Origin of the sequence: Methylobacterium brachythecii (genome assembly GCF_014196345.1) — a bacterium.
Lineage (GTDB): Bacteria > Pseudomonadota > Alphaproteobacteria > Rhizobiales > Beijerinckiaceae > Methylobacterium > Methylobacterium brachythecii.
The window spans coordinates 36,374-53,483 of sequence record NZ_JACIDN010000013.1; the positions used below are offsets into that span (position 1 = coordinate 36,374).

The window sequence follows — 17,110 nt, forward strand, 5'->3', positions numbered from 1 at the left end:
GGTGACAAGGAGCCCCATCTCTTCACGGCGGCCGATGGCGCACCCGTGCTGGCGATCGCGGGGCTCTGGGACCGTTGGCGCGATCCCGAGGGCGAGGAGATGCTGTCCTGCACGATGGTCGTCACAGAGCCATCGGATTGGATGGAGCTCTATCACGACCGCATGCCGGTGATCCTCGACGGCAAGCAGATCGACTCTTGGCTCGACGGCTCGGCCGAAATCGAGGTTCTGAGACCGGCCGAGGAGAGCGCGCTGAAGGAGCGGCCGGTGTCGAGGCGGGTAAACAAGGTCGGCAATGACGATGACCCAACCTTGATTGAGGAAGCCGCCTAAGAGCCGCGGCGACCAGAGCATGCCGAAAGCCTTCTCGGCCAGATTATTGTTCCCCGCGGAAACGGCCAGAACCGCCGTAATTGCGGTCTGCAGTTCCGCGATTTGTCGAAGCGTAGGAGCAGCTGGAACTATATTCAGCTCGGCCGCTTCCATGATTAGCTCGCGCTGACGAGCTTTCAGGCGTGCGAGAAGGGCTTCGAGCTTTTCCATGGTGGTCACCTAGAGGCGACTAAGTCCTCTGCCAAGGCGCACTTGTCCTTCAATTCGAAGACCTATCGGTTCGTGCCCGAGAAGCCTGACGAGGTGATGATGGCACCCTGCGTCAACGCGCGCGGCGACCCGGGCCGAACCGCCTCTCGAGGCGGAGGTTCACCGATCCTGGGTCCGCCGTCCTGCCCCTTGGATAAGGTGGTCCGGCTTCAGAGCCCGCCCGGCTGAACTCCCCGGTGCGGGCTTTGTTGTGTCTGGAGCGACGCTTGCACGCACTCCGCCTTCCTCCCTAAGCACCTTGGCCCGCCCGGCGAAAGCTGGAGCGGGCTTTTCTGTGAGATGCGGCCTGCCAGCTACAACGCGCCATCAGCACCGCTGGTATGCGTTGAAGCGGCGGAGCCTCACCCCGATCGGCCGAGCCAAGACTTCTCAAGCCCGCCCGGTTCGCCGTGGCGGGCTTTTTCGTCATGCGATGAAGTCGATACCTAGGAGATCGAGGGCATCGATCCCTGTCGCTACCCCGATCAAACTGGCGAGAACTAGGCCGCCCTTCATCAGATTTGCCCGGCTGGCAGGCGAGCCGATCCGGCCCTTTGATGTCCGTTCCATCTCAATCTCAATATGGAGCATGTCGAGCAATACGCGCAGTCGGAAGCTGTCACCGTCTTGAAGCGCCGCTCGTGCGCGGAAAATCAGCTCGCGAACCTGCGCTATTTTATCGCCGCGCTCGTGATCCATGGGGTAGTCCAAAATCTTCGACCGAGAGGCCGTGAGAGGCTACAACAGAATAGAAATTACAAAGTTGCAGTGCTGGTATGAGTTAATTAGTGGCAACCAACTGATTGGTAGGCGGTTGGCTTCCCCGAAAAGGGGCTGAGTGCAATGACGAATTTTTTCTTTGACGTTCACGATGGCATATCTGTGCGAGATGATATCGGCCGTCAGCTGCCCGATATTGAGGCCGCGCGCCGGGAAGCCATTCAGATTGCAGCCAAATACGCCAAAGACCCGGAAAACCTCGGCGCAGGCGGCTTACTTGTCGTCAGCGTTCGCAATACGGGCGATGCGGTCGTGTTGACCATCCGCCTCGTCTGCCAGATTGAGGTCGCCGGCTAGTCATCGATGCATTTGCTGCACAAGGTCGCTTCCGCGGAATTAGAGAGCAAGGTCACTTAGCTGAGACAACGTCTCTGTCGGACAAAGAAAAACCGGGCTCAAGCCCGGTTCTCCTGGTCTCGGTGTTTCCGGATTAGCGGCCGGGCGTCGGCTCGGCGGGAGACGCGGTCTGGCCACCCTTCTCCACGCCCGCGCCCGATTTCATCGCGTCGCCCTTCATCATCTTGCCGGAGCCCTTTTCCATGGAGCCGGTTGAGGACGATCCAACTTCGCTTTTGCCATTCACGCTGCCGGGATTGTTGACGGTGCCTTCCTGGCTATTCGTCTTGCCCATGCCGTTGTTGCTGCCAGCCGAAGCCTGAGCCCAGGCGGCTCCGCTCAGCGAGAGAGCGAGCGTCGAGGCAAGTGCTATTGTTGCGAGGCGCATAATATTTTCCTCCTGATATTTTTCGTTCGCCGTGAACAATCAATCATTCGGAGAAAAGATCACTGCAGTTACGCGCATCACGCTTTAGTGAAGATTGTGTAATTTGATACATATCTTTCTTATCTTGGACGCGCCTTCGCCTTGGGCCGGTTTTTAGGCTTGGTTGCGCTGGCTCAGTCGAGCCACTTGGCCGATTTTCAGCGCTGTTTGGGTCGTCTCTGCGCTCGTTCAAGGCGAAGCCATGCAACTCCTTGGCCATGTCTGGATCAATGAGTTTGCCGTCCGTCGGAGCGTAGAAGGCCGCACGAATGACCTCCTTCCTAGTGGCATGAGGATGTTGCGCGCGGACAGGAGCGTCTACCGTCACGGCGAGGACGCTCGCTTACAGCCTCCTCCTGCCGAACCTCAAGCGTCCGCTTCGGAGCAAATGACTGCCTGCCCTGAACGACCGAGATGGGCGCTAAGCGGCCGTATGCCTGCACCCGCAAGGCCTTCACGCAATGGCGTTGAAGCCGTTTATGATTGAAAGGAGCGCCAGAACTTCGCGCGCTGATATGAAACGAAACCGAAAAACGCGAACCACCAGAAACGCGCAAAAGCCGGGCTACGTCGTTAGCGCGGTGACTTCCCTACTGATACGGTCCCTTGAAGGTTTTGGACCGATGCGGGCCAGCCTACCGCTCTGGCTTGGGCGTGGGTTCCGCGAGCTTGCCCCGTGAGCGGCGTAGTGCCTTTTCTGTGCCTCTTCCCGCGCCCGAATGTAGCCGCGGGCGTGAGCGGGCAACGTAGGCGGTTCAGAGGAGACGAGCGACGCGCTTGAAGACCATGGCCTCTACGACGCGGGGGCGTCTGTTAAGAGTTGGGGGTTGCTGTTCAGGCGGTTGCCCTTGAGATCGAGGCGTCCGCAAAGCGCCGGCTGGCGGACGAGTACGACGCCGCGCAGGAGCGGGGCGAGGTAGGGCAAGAGGGGCGCCCAAAAACCGTTCCAGACGGGAACGGTTTCAGGGCAGCAACTGTCGCCGACCTGGGCCTGACCCGGAAGGACATCTTCGAAGCCCGCCGGGTCCGCAACGCCGAAGCACTTAGCCCGGGCGTGGTGCAACGGATGATAGACGCCCGGCTTGAGGTCAATGTCGTGTGCTAGAGAGCCATTTCGAACAGGAATTGACCCTGGCAGTATGAATGCCGGCTTATCTGCGCGATGCGGCAGGTCTGCTCAAATCTGAGCACACCCTCTCGCCGTTTGGATGGGGGTAGATGGCCCCAAATTTGGGGGCATCATCGTCATGTAGCTCCTCAAGCATCGATCTGGCGTCGCGCATCACGTGCTCGTGCCGCTTGCCAGTGACCTCGGAGATTTCGGTGGTGAGCATCGACACCGGCATGCGGGCCGGTGCCGACGACACCGCTTCCTCGTATCGCCGAGCTTTCAGGATAGGTCATTGCTTCGATTCCCAAGGGGCATCGAGTAGCCGAGGAAAGGCCGCCTCCCCTTCCAAGGGGAGATTGGCGGACTTTCGCGGCGGGTCGTAAGGGAATCGCCTGTTTTCGTTAGCTGATCGGATGAAGCGTTAGGATTTGGCGGGTGCGCGTAAGATCTCGGCGCATTAGCGTGAGATTTCTCGCGCGGTGTGAGATGCTAGGTCTACAAGTGATGCGCCCATACCCGCGCCAACGACGGAAGGGGGCCGGGGACGCCCTAGGCGCCCCGACCCTGTGCCCTACGAGGCCCTCATCGGTTCAGGTTGAGTTTGTAAGTACCGTCGCTGGGGTTGGCGCTACGGAGACGTTCGGAGGAATTTTCCGGCGCTTTGCGGCCTTTTTGTCCCCCCCTTTCGGAGGAATTTTCCGGCTCAATTGCGTCGGGCCGATCTTAGCCGCCATGCGTTTGCGTTGGCGCTTCAGGCCATCATAGAAGGTCGCTTTCGGCATGCCCGCGGGACGGCCCCGTTCTGGGCATTGGTCGCGTGGCGTTTTGCTGTTGTTGCGCTGGCGTTCGGCGTCTTTGGCCTTCAGCTTCGCCGCGAACTCCTCGGCCGAGAGGTCAACGGGTAGAGCGAGCCAAAACTCTAATCTGTCGCGCTCCTCATCCAACAGCGCCACCGCTTCGCCGAGCCAACGCTGAGTGGTCTCGATGTCACCGCCGTACCTCTGCAAGTCTATATCGAGCTCCGCACGAGTTAGGGGGTCAAGACGACGATAGTTCCGCTCGGCCCAGTTAGTAAGGTCTCGGATGAATTTGAGATCTGCAGCCGCTATCTTCCCCTCAAGAACGCCGGTCGCAAAGTAAAGGCCGGCCTCATCTGCGGCAGAGCTTGTGCCTCGCTCGCGGCGCAGCCAATGAAGGTCGTGCAACTTTGTGATGCACTGCTTGAGATGACCAGGGTTGCGGATCAGACGCGATCCGTCTCGTCCGTATCCATCGCGGTTAACGTTCGCGGCTTGTTGGTAGAATGCAGCTGCGCTATGTCCGGAAGTGGGTGTTGAGAAATCTGAAGGGCCTGGGAGTTGGCGCTCCTGGGCCTTTTCTCGTCCGGGGATCGCGCAAGCCGCCCTTTTGGTGGCTTGGGCCATATTTATCAGGATCCTCTCTCCGCTTCGATTACACGCTTCATGTAGACCTCGTGTAGTAAATCCATAGCACATCTCCGTGCGGATTGCTTGTTGATGCCTATATAGATTAGACGTTTCTCAAGCTTGCGAGCTTCACGATCACACATCGTCGAAAGCTCTGCGCTATAGCCAGGAGGAATGCGCTCGCTCATCTGCGAGACGATCCGGACGTTGCGGGTTAATGGGAACGCCAGCACTTCGGCGGCACCGATATAGCGTGCCGTGCCGACTCTATTTCGCGGCGACGGCCGGGAGCGGCGGGCGCCTACAAGGCGTCCCGATGCGGCTCGTGCGGCCGCTAAGGCGTGCATCGGGCTATGGGCGCGTTTCGTCGGCATCGGGACCGACCGTGGGAGGCTGATGCCGGCACGCGAGAACAGGTCCGCCGGAGGTTCAGTCGCCATCATCGCCTTCCCCTATGGCAACTGACGCTGTCAGGGCCGCCATGGCGGCTTTTCGGCTTGAGAAGGACCCGAGCGGCTTTCCGTCCGCGGCGTAGACGTGGATCCCGCCGACCGACGGCCGAAGGAATCCGAGGAGGGCGCGGCCGGCGTAGAGCGATTGGTCGCCAGGCGCCGCGCCAGGGAGAGCTCTGTTGGTCACGCGACCTTCTCCCGCGGCATCACGGAGGACGCGCGCGCACGCTCCCAATCCTCGATCTTGGCGAGATCGTAATACTTGCGCCGATTGATGATAAGCGGTGCGGGGAAAGGTAGAGTTGCTTCGCGCTCCCAGCGCCAGAGCGTCATTTGCGAGATGCCGCCGTAGCGGTGCAGTACCGTCTTCGTCGCTAGATAGTTCGGCGACCCGTCCATTGTTCACTCCCGTTAATCTCACGGGGAAACTCATGAGGCGGATCTAATTCTGTGTCATTGGACATTCGAAACTACGAAATGTCTTCAACCTGGGATTTACTGTGGGCTCGGTGCAGTCGCTCAAGCGCTTTCACTGCGGCCTCGAACGAATTGGCGTGCCATCGTAAATTCGCGGCACAATTCGCATATGCAAGTCTGTGTGAGATGCCTAGATCATTAATCAACCCATCGATACACTCTACAACATCTGCTTTATACTGGGCTTCGGCATTTATCATGTCATAATAGGGCGTGGTCTGGCGCCAATTTTCCCCTTTCATAAACCCATTATCGTACAAGGCTGTCACTGCATCTTGAAATCTCTGATCTCCAGATTCCGAGTGCAATATTTCGAGCTGATCGATGAATGCAGCCGCAGAAACAAGATAGCCTAGGGCCCTGTCAGTCCCTTTGAGAGACGTTTTCTCGACCGACAACCAGTGTTGTTCTGCTGCATCATAGTCTTCGAATATTTGGGGCTTGCGCCTATCAGCCATTTGATCGGCTTTTCGATATCCTTGAGATATGATCTGCCCAAAGCTCTAAGGCTTTGCGACGCTCGTCGGCAAAGTCAAAGCGCTGATACACACCAACAATCCCTCCGAAAGTTCCAGAGGTGTGGTTTAGCGCCTTCTCGACCACATGGACCCCAACACCGAGGCGGGCGCAGCCGGATGCGAAGGTGCGTCGCAGATCGTGGAGGCGCCACGGCTCGATCTGAATGCCCTCCGGCATGTGGCCTGCAGCAAGCTTTGTCAGTCGATCGGTGGCCTTGCTGACGCCCGAGAACGGTGTGTCCCCGGTCGTAGTGAATAGAAAGCGGGAGAGTTGGTCGGGCTGCGAGGAGCGCTGAATTCGCGGCAGTCCCTTCAAAATGATCAAGGCTGCGTCCGAGAGCGGCACAACGTGAGCCCGGTCATTCTTTGCGCGGTGCCGTGGGATCGTCCATGCCCGCTCGGCGGCGGCGAACTCGGGCCACTCGGCGTCGAGCACCTCAGATCGACGCTGCCCGGTGAGGACCAGGAGCTGCACGAAGGGCCCGAACGGATAGCCCATGCCTTCCGCTGCGAGCCAGATGGCCCGCAGCTCGGCATCGCTGAGGACGCGATCGCGGGCGACCTCGGGCGACGGCGGCTTTAGGGTCGCCATCGGCGATGCATCGAGAATGCCCCGCTCGACGGACCACGAGAACATCTTTCTGAGAGCGGCGAAGAGACGGTTGGCGTGAATCGCGGCGCCCCGCTCGACGACGCCGTCTATGACATCGAGGACGTCCCGCCGGCCGATGCTCCGCACGTCGCGATCCTGCCATCCCGCGACATCAGCCTTCGTCAGCAGGCGCTCGGTTTCCGGCCAGCTGCGGTTCCGCGGCTTCGCGTATCGGGCGATGAAGTCGGCGGCGACAACACCGAAGGTGATTCGCTTCGCAGCACTTTCCTCCACGGCAAGGGCTGCCTTCTCCGCACCGGGATCCCTACCCTCCGAGACGGCCTGCAGCGCCGTCCTAGCCCGCTCTCGTGCGTCTGCTAACCCCAGTCTCGGATACGGGCCGATGGTTAGCTTTTTCGGCTTCCCGTCGGCTCGGTAGCGCACGGCCCAGGACTTTGCCCCTGATGGCTGCACTACCAGGTAAAAGCCGGGGAGCGCTGCATCAGGCAGCTCGAGGCGCTTTCCGGGGTCGGCCTTGGCTAGTTCGATTGATCGGGCAGTGAAGGTCGGCACAGCGGCTCCAAAGGCCCGCTAAGACATGCCGGCGCAGGATCTGTTGATCCTCGCGGGGTAGCTCAGGGGTAACGCGCATGGCCCGTTAAGGGCCGTTACCCCGTGGTAATAACGTTTCCAATCACTGCCCGTCAATTTCAATCGCATCAATGCCTTGTGGGCAGTCGGACGTTTAGATTTGTTATGTCCTGAGATAGGGGCGAAAAGGACTTTTAATCTGTAGGTCCTGGGTTCGAGTCCCAGCGCGCTCACCACTTATCTCATTGCAGCTACTCCATAATTCGGGTTTTCGATCTTCGCACCCTCGACGGGCCTGATGTAGTCCGCATTGAGTTGCTGGAGCGCCTGAACGCGTGAAGCCTCAGCCGCCAAATATGGGGTCTAGACGACCGGTCTAGTTCGAGCTATTTATTCGCCATGACGACGGCGAGAGAAACAGGCGACGTTCGCCACGGCATTCTTTCAACCGCCCAATCAATCATGGCGGCGAAAGGGTTTTCGGCGGTCGGGCTGAACGAGATCCTCGTGGCTGCGGGCGTGCCGAAGGGCTCGTTCTATCACTATTTCGGCTCGAAGGATGCCTTCGGCGAGGCGCTTTTGAAGGACTACTTCGACAGCTACCTCGCGGGGGTCGATGAGATCTTCGCGATGGGGGATCTCACCTTTGCTGAGCGCTTGATTGCATATTTTCGCCAATGGCAGGAGAACCAGGGAGCGCTCGACTGCCAGGGCAAATGCCTCGCCGTTAAACTCGGCGCCGAGGTCGCGGACCTCTCCGAGGCGATGCGGGCAGTCCTGAAGAGCGGCACGGCCGGGATCATCGGGCGCCTCACCGAGGCGATCGAGAACGGCGTCGCCGATGGATCGCTCACGATCCCCGATGATCCACGCAGCCTTGCCGAGACGCTCTACCATCTCTGGCTCGGTGCGAGCCTGAGGGCGAAGATCGTCCGCTCTACCGCACCGTTCGATTCCGCGATGGTGGCGACCAGACGCCTCCTCGACCGTCCCTCTTCCTGACGTCGTGAGGCACACCATGCAGGCAGATCGGAGCTACCCACGGAACGAATATTCGACTGGTCTAATTTTTGAATTGGTCCGGTCACGATTTTGAAGCCAGCGCATTCCCCTCGCCGCTGCCCGCACCCTGCAAATCCGGGATTGCGGGTCGCTCACTGAACCACCTGCCCCGTCGGGCCCCCCCCGTCACCTTCGAAGGATTGCCTCCATGCCATCGATCGAGATCAACGGACGCACGCGCGACTTCGATGTCGCTGACGACACGCCCCTCCTGTGGGTGTTGCGCGACGTGGCCGGACTGACGGGCACGAAATTCGGCTGCGGCGTGGCCTTGTGCGGCTGCTGCACCGTCCATCTGGATGGTGAACCGATCCGCTCCTGCGTCACCGCCATCGGCGACGTCGCCGGCCGCAAGATCACGACGATCGAGGCGATCGGCGAGACCGAGGCCGGCGCGAAGATCCAGAAGGCGTGGCTCGACCTCGAAGTCGTGCAGTGCGGCTACTGCCAGTCTGGCCAGATCATGTCGGCCGCGGCGCTTCTCGCCGGCAATCCCAAGCCGAGCGACGGCGACATCGATACCGCGATGAGCGGCAACATCTGTCGATGTGGCACCTATCCGCGGATCCGCGCCGCCATCAAGCACGCAGCGACGGCCTGAGGAGGCGACCCATGAACAAGCCTCTCTCCGATCGCGATTTCGCGCCGCTCCATCGCCGTGGCTTCCTGACGGGCGTCGGCGCGCTCGTCGTTGCCGCATCACTCCCGGCGGGGCCGCGTGTTGCGCGCGCCGCCGGCGCCGAGTTCGCTCCGAACGCCTTCATCCGCATCGCCGGTGACGGCAAGATCACCTTGATCATGCGCGACGTCGAGATGGGCCAGGGCATCTGGACCGGGGCCTCCATGCTGCTCGCCGAGGAACTCGACGTGGGTCTCGATCAGGTCACGCCGGAATTCGCTCCACCGGACGAGAAGCTCTACGCGAGCCCCGTGCTGATGACCCAGGCGACGGGCGGCTCGACCTCGATCCGCGGCGACTGGGAGCAGTTCCGCAAGACCGCGGCGATCACCCGCTCGGTGCTCGTCCAGGCTGCCTCCCAGCAATGGGGCGTGGATGCCGCGACCTGCACGGTCGAGCGCGGTACCGTCCACCACGCCGCTTCTGGACGCTCGGCCACCTACGGGTCGCTGGCTGCACTCGCCGCCACCCTGCCGTTGCCCGCTGATGCGCCCCTCAAGCCGAAGGAGACCTGGAAGCTGATCGGCACGCCGCAGAAGCGGCTCGACACGGCGACCAAGGTCAATGGCGGCACCGTCTACGGCATCGACGTTCAAGTGCCGGGGCAGAAGGTCGCCAGCGTGGCAATGTGCCCCGTTCTCGGCGGCAAGCTCCGCAAGGTTGAGGACGTCGCCGCGCGGAAGATCAAGGGCGTCGTCGCCGTGCTCAAGCTCGACAACGGCGTCGCCGTGGTCGGCGATCATTTCGGAGCCGCGCAGAAGGGCCTGGACGCGCTCGAGATCGAGTGGGATCTCGGCCCCAACGCCCGGCTCTCGCAGGCCGAGATCGTCGAAGGCCATCGCGTCGCCTCCCGCGGCAACGGGATCGTCGCCAAGGCCGAGGGCGATGCCCCGGCTGCGATCTCCGGCGCGGCGGTCAAGCTCGATGCGGTCTATCAGCTGCCGTTCCTGTCCCACGCGCCGATGGAGCCCATCAACTGTACCGTCCACGTGAAGCCCGACGGCGTCGAGGTCTGGTGCGGAACGCAGGTGCCGGGCCGCGCGCAGGACGAGGCGGCCAAGGCGGCCGGTGTCGAAAAGGCCAAGGTCACCATCCATAGCCACATGATTGGTGGCGGCTTCGGGCGCCGGCTCGAGGCGGAGTATGTCGGCATCGCGACGGCTCTGGCGAAGCAGGTCCCCTACCCGCTCAAGATGATCTGGTCGCGCGAGACCGACATCCGGCACGACCGCTTCCGGCCGTACTACTACGACCAGGTCTCGGCAGGCCTCGATGCCAAGGGCCGCATCGTCGGCTGGACGCACAAGGTCACCGGGTCGACTGTGATGGCCCGCTGGGCGCCGCCCGGCATGAAGCCGAACGGGCTCGACCCCGATACCGTCGAATGCGCAGAGGAGACTCCCTACGAAATCCCTGCTCATCACGTGTCCTGGGTGCGCCACGAGCCGCCTGGGGTCGTGACGGCCTGGTGGCGCGGCGTCGGACCGGCGCACAACGTCTTCGTCGTGGAAGGGTTCATCGACGAGCTTGCCCATGCCGCCAAGCAGGACCCGGTGGCTTTCCGCAAGCCGCTTCTCGCCAAGAACCCGCGCTCGCTGAAGGTGCTGGAGCTCGCGGCCGAAAAGGCCGGCTGGGGCGCGCCGCTGCCCAAGGGCGTCGGCCGCGGGATCATGCTGGAGAACGCCTTCGGCTCGTTCCTCTCCGTCGTCTGCGAGGCGGAGGTTGCCGAGGGCGGCGACGTCAGACTGCGCCGGATCGTGGCCGCGCTCGACTGCGGGCAGGTGATCAATCCCGATTCCGTCAAGGCGCAGATCGAGGGCGGACTCGTCTTCGGGCTGACGGCGGCGCTCTACGGGGAGATCACGCTCGACAAGGGCCGGGTGCAGCAGTCGAACTTCAACACCTACCGCATGTTGCGCATGAACGAGACGCCGCCTATCGAGGTCCATCTCGTCGACAGCAGCGAGAAACCCGGCGGTCTCGGCGAGACCGGAACGGCCGCGGCCTTTCCGGCCGTCGCCAACGCGGTCTTCGCCGCGAGCGGCCGGCGCGTACGCACGCTGCCGATCCTCAGCAACGCGAAGGTGGGGTGACGCCGTGGCCCGCCGCTTCCTCAAATCCCTCATCGCGGCCACGTCGGTCGTCGCCCTCGCCGGCGCCGGCTTCGTGGGCTGGCGCCTCTACGACCGGGACCGCGGGATCTCGGCCCCGGACGTTCCGCACACTCCGGAGCTGATCGCCAGGGGCGACTATCTCGTGAAGGCCGCCGATTGCGCGGCCTGCCACGACACTCCGGGCGGCAAGCCTTTCGCAGGCGGCCGCGCTTTCACGCTGCCGTTCGGAACGATCTACTCGACGAACATCACCGCCGATCGCGAAACCGGCATCGGCACGTGGAGCGACGACGACTTCGTGCGCGCCCTGCACAAGGGTGTCGCCAAGGACGGATCGCATCTCTACCCGGCCTTCCCCTACTCCTCGTATACGGGGCTCAGCCGCGACGACATCGTCGCGATGAAGGCCTTCCTTTTCTCGCTCCCGAGCGCTCGCGCCCCGGCGACGCCCAACACTCTGGCCTTCCCATTCAACCAGCGCTGGACGCTGGCCTTCTGGAACCTCGCCTTCCTCGACCAAAAGCGCTTCCGCCCGGAGCCCAAGGCGAGTGCGGTCGAGAACCGGGGCGAGTATCTCGCGACGGCGCTGGGCCATTGCGGCGAATGCCACACCCCACGCAACGTCGGCTTCGCCATGGCGATGTCGAAGCATTTCGGCGGCGCCATGCTGGAGGGCTGGCACGCCTACAACATCACCACCGACAAGGGTTACGGCATCGGCGACTGGAGCGACGACCAGCTCACGGCCTATCTCTCGACCGGCCATGCGCCGGGCCGCGGATCGGCCGCCGGCCCCATGGCCGAGGTCATCGCAAACAGCCTGCAATACCTGCCGCGCGAGGACATCGCTGCCCTGGTCGCCTATCTCCGCAAGGTCGAGCCGAGGACCGGCAAGCCGGGCACCGAGGTCAATCCGGCCCCGGGGACGATGACGTCATCCGTCGCTTGGAAGCCGGGCTCAGTCGACACCGGAAACCAAGCCGGCCAGCGAATCTTCGAGGGCGCCTGCGCCTCATGCCACCAGTGGAACGGCGGCGGCCGCCAGACTCACTACGCTTCCCTCGCCGGCAGCCAGGCCGTCAACGATCCGGCGGGCACCAACCTCGTTCGCGTGATGCTGGAGGGCGCCGACCTCAAGACGAGCAAAGGGCGCGGTTTCATGCCGAGCTTCGCCGACAGCTACAGTGATGCCGAACTTGCCTCCGTCGCGAACTACGTGATCGGCCATTTCGGCGGAAAGCCGGGCCAAGTCACCGCGACGGCGGTTCGGGAGCGGCGGACTCCGCACTAGCGTCGGGGGCGCTGAACGCCCGAGAGACCGCGGCGGCAACTGGGCCGTCGCGGTCTCGTTCCGGGGATTGGGCCGGGCGACGCTAGGCCGGCTCGGCGACCTGATCGTGCGCGATCGGCGCCGCCGTGCTGCCGTGATGCTTCAGCGCCTTGTTGCCGCTCAGACGACGCAGCAGCACGTAGAAGACCGGTGTCAGGAACAGCCCGAAGGCGGTGACGCCGATCATGCCGGAGAACACGGCGACGCCCATGGCGTTGCGCATCTCCGCGCCGGCCCCCGTCGCCGTCACCAGGGGCAGCACGCCCATGATGAAGGCCATCGAGGTCATCAGGATCGGACGCAGCCGCAGGCGGCTCGCCTCGATGGCAGCCTCGAACGGCGTGCGACCGGCGAACTCCAATTCGCGGGCGAATTCCACGATCAGGATCGCGTTCTTCGCCGACAATCCCACGAGGACGATCAGACCGATCTGCGTGAAGACGTTGTTGTCGCCAGCCGACAGCCAGACGCCGAACATCGCCGCAAGCAGGCCCATCGGCACGATCATCAGGATCGCCAAGGGCAACGCCAGGCTCTCGTACTGTGCCGCCAAAACGAGGAAGACCAGGATCAGGGCGAGCGGGAACACCCAGATCCCGGAATTGCCGGCGATGAACTCCTGGTAGGTCAGGTCGGTCCATTCGAAGGTGAAGCCCCGCGGCAGGGTCTCCGCGGCGATGCGTGTGGCCGCGGCCTGTGCCTGTCCCGACGAGTAGCCGGGCGCGGCACCGGCATTCACGTCCGCCGAGAGAAAGCCATTGTAGCGCATGGCCCGTTCGGGGCCGGCCGTCTGTCGTACGCGCAGGAGGGCCGAGAGTGGCACCATCTCCCCGGAGCCGGCCCGGACCTTGAGCAACCCGACATCGTCCGAGCGGGCGCGGAACGGCGCGTCGGCTTGGACGCGCACCGAGTAGGTGCGTCCGAACTTGTTGAAGTCGTTGACGTAGAGCGAGCCGAGATAGATCTGCAGCGTGTCGAACACGTCCGTGACGGGGATGCGCAGCTGACGCGCCTTGGTGCGGTCGATATCCGCGAAGAGCTGCGGCACATTCATCTGGAAGCTCGAAAAGAGCCCTGCCAGCTCCGGCGCCTGCATCGCCTTGGCCATGAAAGCTTTGGTGGCGTCGTTGAGCGCCTCGTAGCCGAGACCGGCCCGATCCTCGATCTGGAGCTTGAAGCCGCCGATCGTGCCGAGCCCGTTGACCGGCGGCGGCGGGAACATCGCGATGAAGGCCTCGGGGATCGCCGCGTATTTCTTGTTCAGCGACATCGCGATAGCCGCGCCGCTCAGCGACGAGCCCTTGCGCTCGTCGAACGGCTTCAGCGTCGAGAACACGATTCCCGAGTTCGAGCTGTTGGTGAAACCGTTGATCGAGAGGCCCGGGAAGGCGACGGCGCTCTCCACGCCCGGCTCCTTGAGGGCGATCTCGCTCATCTTGCGGATCACCTCCTCCGTTCGGTCGAGGGTGGCGCCGTCGGGCAGCTGCGCGAAGCCGACGAGGTACTGCTTGTCCTGGCCGGGGACGAAGCCGCCGGGGATCTGGCGGAACAGCACGACGGTGAGGCCGACGAGCCCGGCATAGAGCACCATCATCACCGCCCTACGAGAGACGACGAAGCCGACGCCGCGACCATATCCGTTCGAGGCCTTGCCGAAGGCCTGGTTGAAGCGGCGAAAGAACCAGCCGAGCAGCGTGTCGAGCACCCGGGTCAGGCGGTCCTTCGGCGCGTGATGGTCCTTCAGCAGCAGCGCCGACAGGGCCGGCGACAGGGTCAGCGAGTTGATCGCCGAGATGACCGTCGAGATCGCGATGGTCAGGGCGAACTGCTTGTAGAACTGACCCGTGAGGCCGCTGATGAAGGCCAGGGGCACAAAGACGGCGACGAGCACCAGAGCGATGGCGATGATCGGCCCGGAGACCTCCCTCATCGCCTGATAGCTGGCATCGCGCGGCGAAAGCCCGGCCTCGATGTTGCGCTCGACGTTCTCGACCACGACGATCGCGTCGTCGACGACGATGCCGATGGCGAGCACGAGGCCGAACAGGCTCAGCGCGTTGATCGAGAATCCGAAGACATGCATCACCGCGAAGGTACCGACGATCGAGACCGGCACGGCGAGCAGCGGGATGATCGAGGCCCGCCAGGTTTGCAGAAACAGGATCACCACGAGCACGACGAGGGCGATCGCTTCCAGCAGCGTGTGGATCACCGCCTCGATGGAGGCCCGCACGAACTGCGTCGGATCGTAGACGATCTGGTAGTCGACGCCTTCCGGCATGTTCTTCTTGATCTCGGCCATGGTCCGGCGGACCTCGTCCGAGATCTGGATCGCGTTCGAGCCCGGCGACTGCGAGATTGGGATCGCGACTGCCGACTTGTTGTCGAGCAGCGAGCGGAGCGCATAGTCCGAGGCGCCGAGCTCGATCCGCGCAACGTCGCGCAGGCGCGTGATCTCGCCATCCGCACCCGTCTTCACGACGATCTCGCCGAACTGCTCCTCGCTGTTCAGGCGCCCCTCGGCGTTGAGCGAGAGCTGCAGGTCGAGGCCGGGCACTGCCGGAGACGAGCCGATGACGCCGGCCGCAGCCTCGACGTTCTGGGCCTGGATCTCGCGCACGACGCCGCCCGCGGACAGTCCATGCTCGGCCACCTTCTGCGGGTCGAGCCAGATGCGCATCGAATAGTCGCCGGAGCCGAAGAGCTGAACCTGTCCGACGCCGTCGAGGCGCGCGAGGCGGTCCTTGATATTCAGGACCGCGTAGTTGCGCAGATAGGTCATGTCGTAGCGCCCGTTGGGCGAGACGAGGTGCACGACCATGGTCAGGTCGGGCGACGACTTCACCGTGACGATGCCGAGCTGGCGCACGACCGCCGGCAGGCGCGGCTCCGCCTGCGAGACGCGGTTCTGGACGAGTTGCTGGGCCTTGTCGGGATCGGTGCCGAGCTTGAAGGTGACCGTCAGCGTCATGATGCCGTCGGTCGTCGCCTGGCTCGACATGTAGAGCATGCCCTCGACGCCGTTGATCTGCTCTTCGATCGGCGTTGCCACCGTCTCGACGATGACCTTCGGATTGGCGCCCGGGAAAGTCGCGCGCACGACGACGGACGGGGGCACCACGTCCGGGTATTCGGAGATCGGCATCGCGAAGAGCGAGAGCAGGCCTCCGATGAAGATCAGCACGGAGAGAACGCCCGCGAAAATCGGGCGGTCGATGAAGAACTTGGAGAGGTTCATGCCGCCCTCCGCGGGCGAATAGAGACGTGGGGAGAGAGGGCAGCCGCGCGGCGGCTACCCGGAATGTCGATGAGGCGCGAAGGGCGGGTGTTAGCCGGGGTCGGCGTTCGCGAGCTTGCGCGTGGGCTGGCTGTCCGGCCGAGCACCCATGGCGATGTCCTCGGACTTGACGAGGCTGCCCGGACGCACGCGCTGCAGCCCATTGACCACGATGCGCTCGCCACCGGTGAGCCCCGAGGTCACGACGCGCAGCCCGTCGACGGCCCGGCCGAGGATGACGGCGCGGAACTCCGCCCGGCTGTCCGCGCCGACAACGAGGACGAACTTCTTGTCCTGATCCGTGCCGATGGCGCGCTCGTCCACGAGAAGCAGCCTCTCCGGCCGGGCTTGACCGAGCCGCATGCGAGCGAACTGGCCGGGGATCAGGCGCCCATCGCCATTCTCGAAGGTCGCGCGAACCCGGACCGTCCCGCTATGCGCGTCGACCTTGTTGTCGATGAACTGAAGATGGCCCTTCGAGGTGATACCATCGGACGTGACCATCTCGACCGGGATGCGATCGAGCTTCCCGCGACCACCCTTCGGGTCGGTGATGGACGCCAGCGCCTTCAAGACGATCGTCTCGTTCGCATCGAAGCCCGCATAGACGGGATCGACCGAGACGAGGGTCGTGAGCACGGCTCCGCCAGCGCCGGCCGTCACCAGATTGCCGGGCGTGATCTCGCGGCGTCCGACGCGGCCACCGACAGCGGCGCGGACCTGCGTGTATCCGAGGTTCAACCGGGCCGTTTCCAGGGCGGCCTTGGCGCCGTCGAGGGCGGCTTTCGCCTCCTTGAACGCATTGGCGCGCACGTCGAGATCGCGAACCGTGACGATGGCCTGATCCGACAGCCGCCTGCCGCGCTCCAAATCGCTGGTCGTCAGCGAGACACGCGCCTCCGCACTTGCAACCTGCGCCTCCAGGCGCTGGACTTCGGCGGCGTAAGGGGCCGGGTCGATCGTCACCAGCAAGTCGCCGGGTTTGACCAGCTCGCCTTCCGCGAAGTGCGTGGACTGGACCGCGCCGCCGACCCTGGCCCGCACATCGATGCGGTCGACGGCCTCGAGGCGGCCCGAAAACTCGTCCCAAAGGACGACGTTGCGCGGCTCCACCGTGGCGACGGCGGCGGGGACGGCCTGCTCGGCGGGAGCCGGCGCGGCAACCGCCTCGGCGCTGTGGAACATCGAAGGCGGTGCAAGGCGATAGGATGCGCTCGCGAGGAGCACGGCCACCATTCCGATCCCGAAGCTGCGGCGGAAGAGGAAGCGCGATAGGGATGGGGAACGATCAGGGTTCACGACCGACTCCGACATATGTACGGTTCGCTACACATGTCGGCATGGACGCCGGCCGT

14 protein-coding genes are annotated in these 17,110 nt (G+C 63.6%); 6 read left to right on the plus strand and 8 right to left on the minus strand.

The features are described from left to right. Positions 1 to 45 precede the first annotated feature (45 nt). Positions 46 to 333, plus strand: coding sequence for an SOS response-associated peptidase (locus GGR33_RS26345; RefSeq protein ID WP_284211970.1), 288 nt, complete (start codon positions 46 to 48; stop codon positions 331 to 333). A 675-nt stretch (positions 334 to 1,008) separates the two neighbouring features. Here GGR33_RS26345 and GGR33_RS24750 read toward each other — a convergent pair. Continuing rightward, positions 1,009 to 1,281: a hypothetical protein gene (locus tag GGR33_RS24750; protein ID WP_183513388.1), complete on the minus strand. Its 273-nt coding sequence runs from the start codon at positions 1,279 to 1,281 to the stop codon at positions 1,009 to 1,011. Positions 1,282 to 1,425: 144 nt separating this feature from the next. Here GGR33_RS24750 and GGR33_RS24755 point away from each other — a divergent pair, with 144 nt between their 5' ends. Next, positions 1,426 to 1,659: a DUF6894 family protein gene (locus GGR33_RS24755; protein WP_183513389.1), complete on the plus strand. Its 234-nt coding sequence runs from the start codon at positions 1,426 to 1,428 to the stop codon at positions 1,657 to 1,659. Between the two features lie 133 nt (positions 1,660 to 1,792). On the opposite strand, the gene GGR33_RS24760 is transcribed toward GGR33_RS24755, so the two are convergent. The 5 genes from GGR33_RS24760 to GGR33_RS26480 form a co-directional block, all read right to left on the minus strand. Continuing rightward, entirely contained in the window at positions 1,793 to 2,125 is a 333-nt protein-coding gene (locus GGR33_RS24760) for a hypothetical protein (protein ID WP_183513390.1), read from the minus strand. A 1,701-nt stretch (positions 2,126 to 3,826) separates the two neighbouring features. Continuing rightward, on the minus strand, positions 3,827 to 4,660 hold the full coding sequence (locus tag GGR33_RS24765; protein WP_183513391.1) for a hypothetical protein: 834 nt from the start codon (positions 4,658 to 4,660) through the stop codon (positions 3,827 to 3,829). A gap of 638 nt (positions 4,661 to 5,298) precedes the next feature. Continuing rightward, positions 5,299 to 5,514, minus strand: a complete 216-nt coding sequence (locus GGR33_RS24770) for a DNA-binding protein (protein WP_183513392.1) — start codon at positions 5,512 to 5,514, stop codon at positions 5,299 to 5,301. Between the two features lie 71 nt (positions 5,515 to 5,585). Beyond that, on the minus strand, positions 5,586 to 6,050 hold the full coding sequence (locus tag GGR33_RS24775; protein ID WP_183513393.1) for a hypothetical protein: 465 nt from the start codon (positions 6,048 to 6,050) through the stop codon (positions 5,586 to 5,588). Then, positions 6,043 to 7,275: a tyrosine-type recombinase/integrase gene (locus GGR33_RS26480; protein WP_183513394.1), complete on the minus strand. Its 1,233-nt coding sequence runs from the start codon at positions 7,273 to 7,275 to the stop codon at positions 6,043 to 6,045. The genes GGR33_RS24775 and GGR33_RS26480 overlap by 8 nt, the downstream gene beginning before the upstream one ends. Positions 7,276 to 7,692: 417 nt before the next feature. Here GGR33_RS26480 and GGR33_RS24785 point away from each other — a divergent pair, with 417 nt between their 5' ends. From GGR33_RS24785 to GGR33_RS26485, 4 genes are all read left to right on the plus strand, one after another. Beyond that, a complete protein-coding gene (locus tag GGR33_RS24785) occupies positions 7,693 to 8,295 on the plus strand; it encodes a TetR/AcrR family transcriptional regulator (protein WP_183513395.1) in 603 nt (200 codons plus the stop codon). A gap of 208 nt (positions 8,296 to 8,503) precedes the next feature. Further along, positions 8,504 to 8,956, plus strand: coding sequence for a (2Fe-2S)-binding protein (locus GGR33_RS24790; RefSeq protein WP_183513396.1), 453 nt, complete (start codon positions 8,504 to 8,506; stop codon positions 8,954 to 8,956). A gap of 11 nt (positions 8,957 to 8,967) precedes the next feature. After that, on the plus strand, positions 8,968 to 11,127 hold the full coding sequence (locus tag GGR33_RS24795; RefSeq protein WP_183513397.1) for a xanthine dehydrogenase family protein molybdopterin-binding subunit: 2,160 nt from the start codon (positions 8,968 to 8,970) through the stop codon (positions 11,125 to 11,127). Between the two features lie 4 nt (positions 11,128 to 11,131). Then, complete coding sequence (locus tag GGR33_RS26485) at positions 11,132 to 12,439, plus strand: c-type cytochrome (RefSeq protein WP_183513398.1); 1,308 nt, start codon at positions 11,132 to 11,134, stop codon at positions 12,437 to 12,439. An 82-nt stretch (positions 12,440 to 12,521) separates the two neighbouring features. Here the strand turns inward: GGR33_RS26485 and GGR33_RS24805 are convergent, their stop codons facing one another. Both GGR33_RS24805 and GGR33_RS24810 read right to left on the minus strand, forming a co-directional pair. Then, positions 12,522 to 15,716, minus strand: a complete 3,195-nt coding sequence (locus GGR33_RS24805; RefSeq protein WP_183513399.1) for an efflux RND transporter permease subunit — start codon at positions 15,714 to 15,716, stop codon at positions 12,522 to 12,524. A 90-nt stretch (positions 15,717 to 15,806) separates the two neighbouring features. Further along, the gene (locus GGR33_RS24810; RefSeq protein ID WP_183513400.1) at positions 15,807 to 17,069 is read right to left on the minus strand and encodes an efflux RND transporter periplasmic adaptor subunit; all 1,263 of its coding nucleotides are present in this window, start codon (positions 17,067 to 17,069) and stop codon (positions 15,807 to 15,809) included. Positions 17,070 to 17,110 lie beyond the last annotated feature (41 nt).

What these genes read in the sequence shown, in the direction of transcription:
- GGR33_RS24795 (WP_183513397.1), top strand. Translation starts at nt 8,968, where the DNA reads ATGAACAAGCCTCTCTCCGATCGCGATTTCGCGCCGCTCCATCGCCGT.
- GGR33_RS24810 (WP_183513400.1), bottom strand. Translation starts at nt 17,069, where the DNA reads ATGTCGGAGTCGGTCGTGAACCCTGATCGTTCCCCATCCCTATCGCGC.
- GGR33_RS24755 (WP_183513389.1), top strand. Translation starts at nt 1,426, where the DNA reads ATGACGAATTTTTTCTTTGACGTTCACGATGGCATATCTGTGCGAGAT.
- GGR33_RS24805 (WP_183513399.1), bottom strand. Translation starts at nt 15,716, where the DNA reads ATGAACCTCTCCAAGTTCTTCATCGACCGCCCGATTTTCGCGGGCGTT.
- GGR33_RS24785 (WP_183513395.1), top strand. Translation starts at nt 7,693, where the DNA reads ATGACGACGGCGAGAGAAACAGGCGACGTTCGCCACGGCATTCTTTCA.
- GGR33_RS24765 (WP_183513391.1), bottom strand. Translation starts at nt 4,660, where the DNA reads ATGGCCCAAGCCACCAAAAGGGCGGCTTGCGCGATCCCCGGACGAGAA.
- GGR33_RS24775 (WP_183513393.1), bottom strand. Translation starts at nt 6,050, where the DNA reads ATGGCTGATAGGCGCAAGCCCCAAATATTCGAAGACTATGATGCAGCA.
- GGR33_RS24790 (WP_183513396.1), top strand. Translation starts at nt 8,504, where the DNA reads ATGCCATCGATCGAGATCAACGGACGCACGCGCGACTTCGATGTCGCT.
- GGR33_RS24770 (WP_183513392.1), bottom strand. Translation starts at nt 5,514, where the DNA reads ATGGACGGGTCGCCGAACTATCTAGCGACGAAGACGGTACTGCACCGC.
- GGR33_RS24750 (WP_183513388.1), bottom strand. Translation starts at nt 1,281, where the DNA reads ATGGATCACGAGCGCGGCGATAAAATAGCGCAGGTTCGCGAGCTGATT.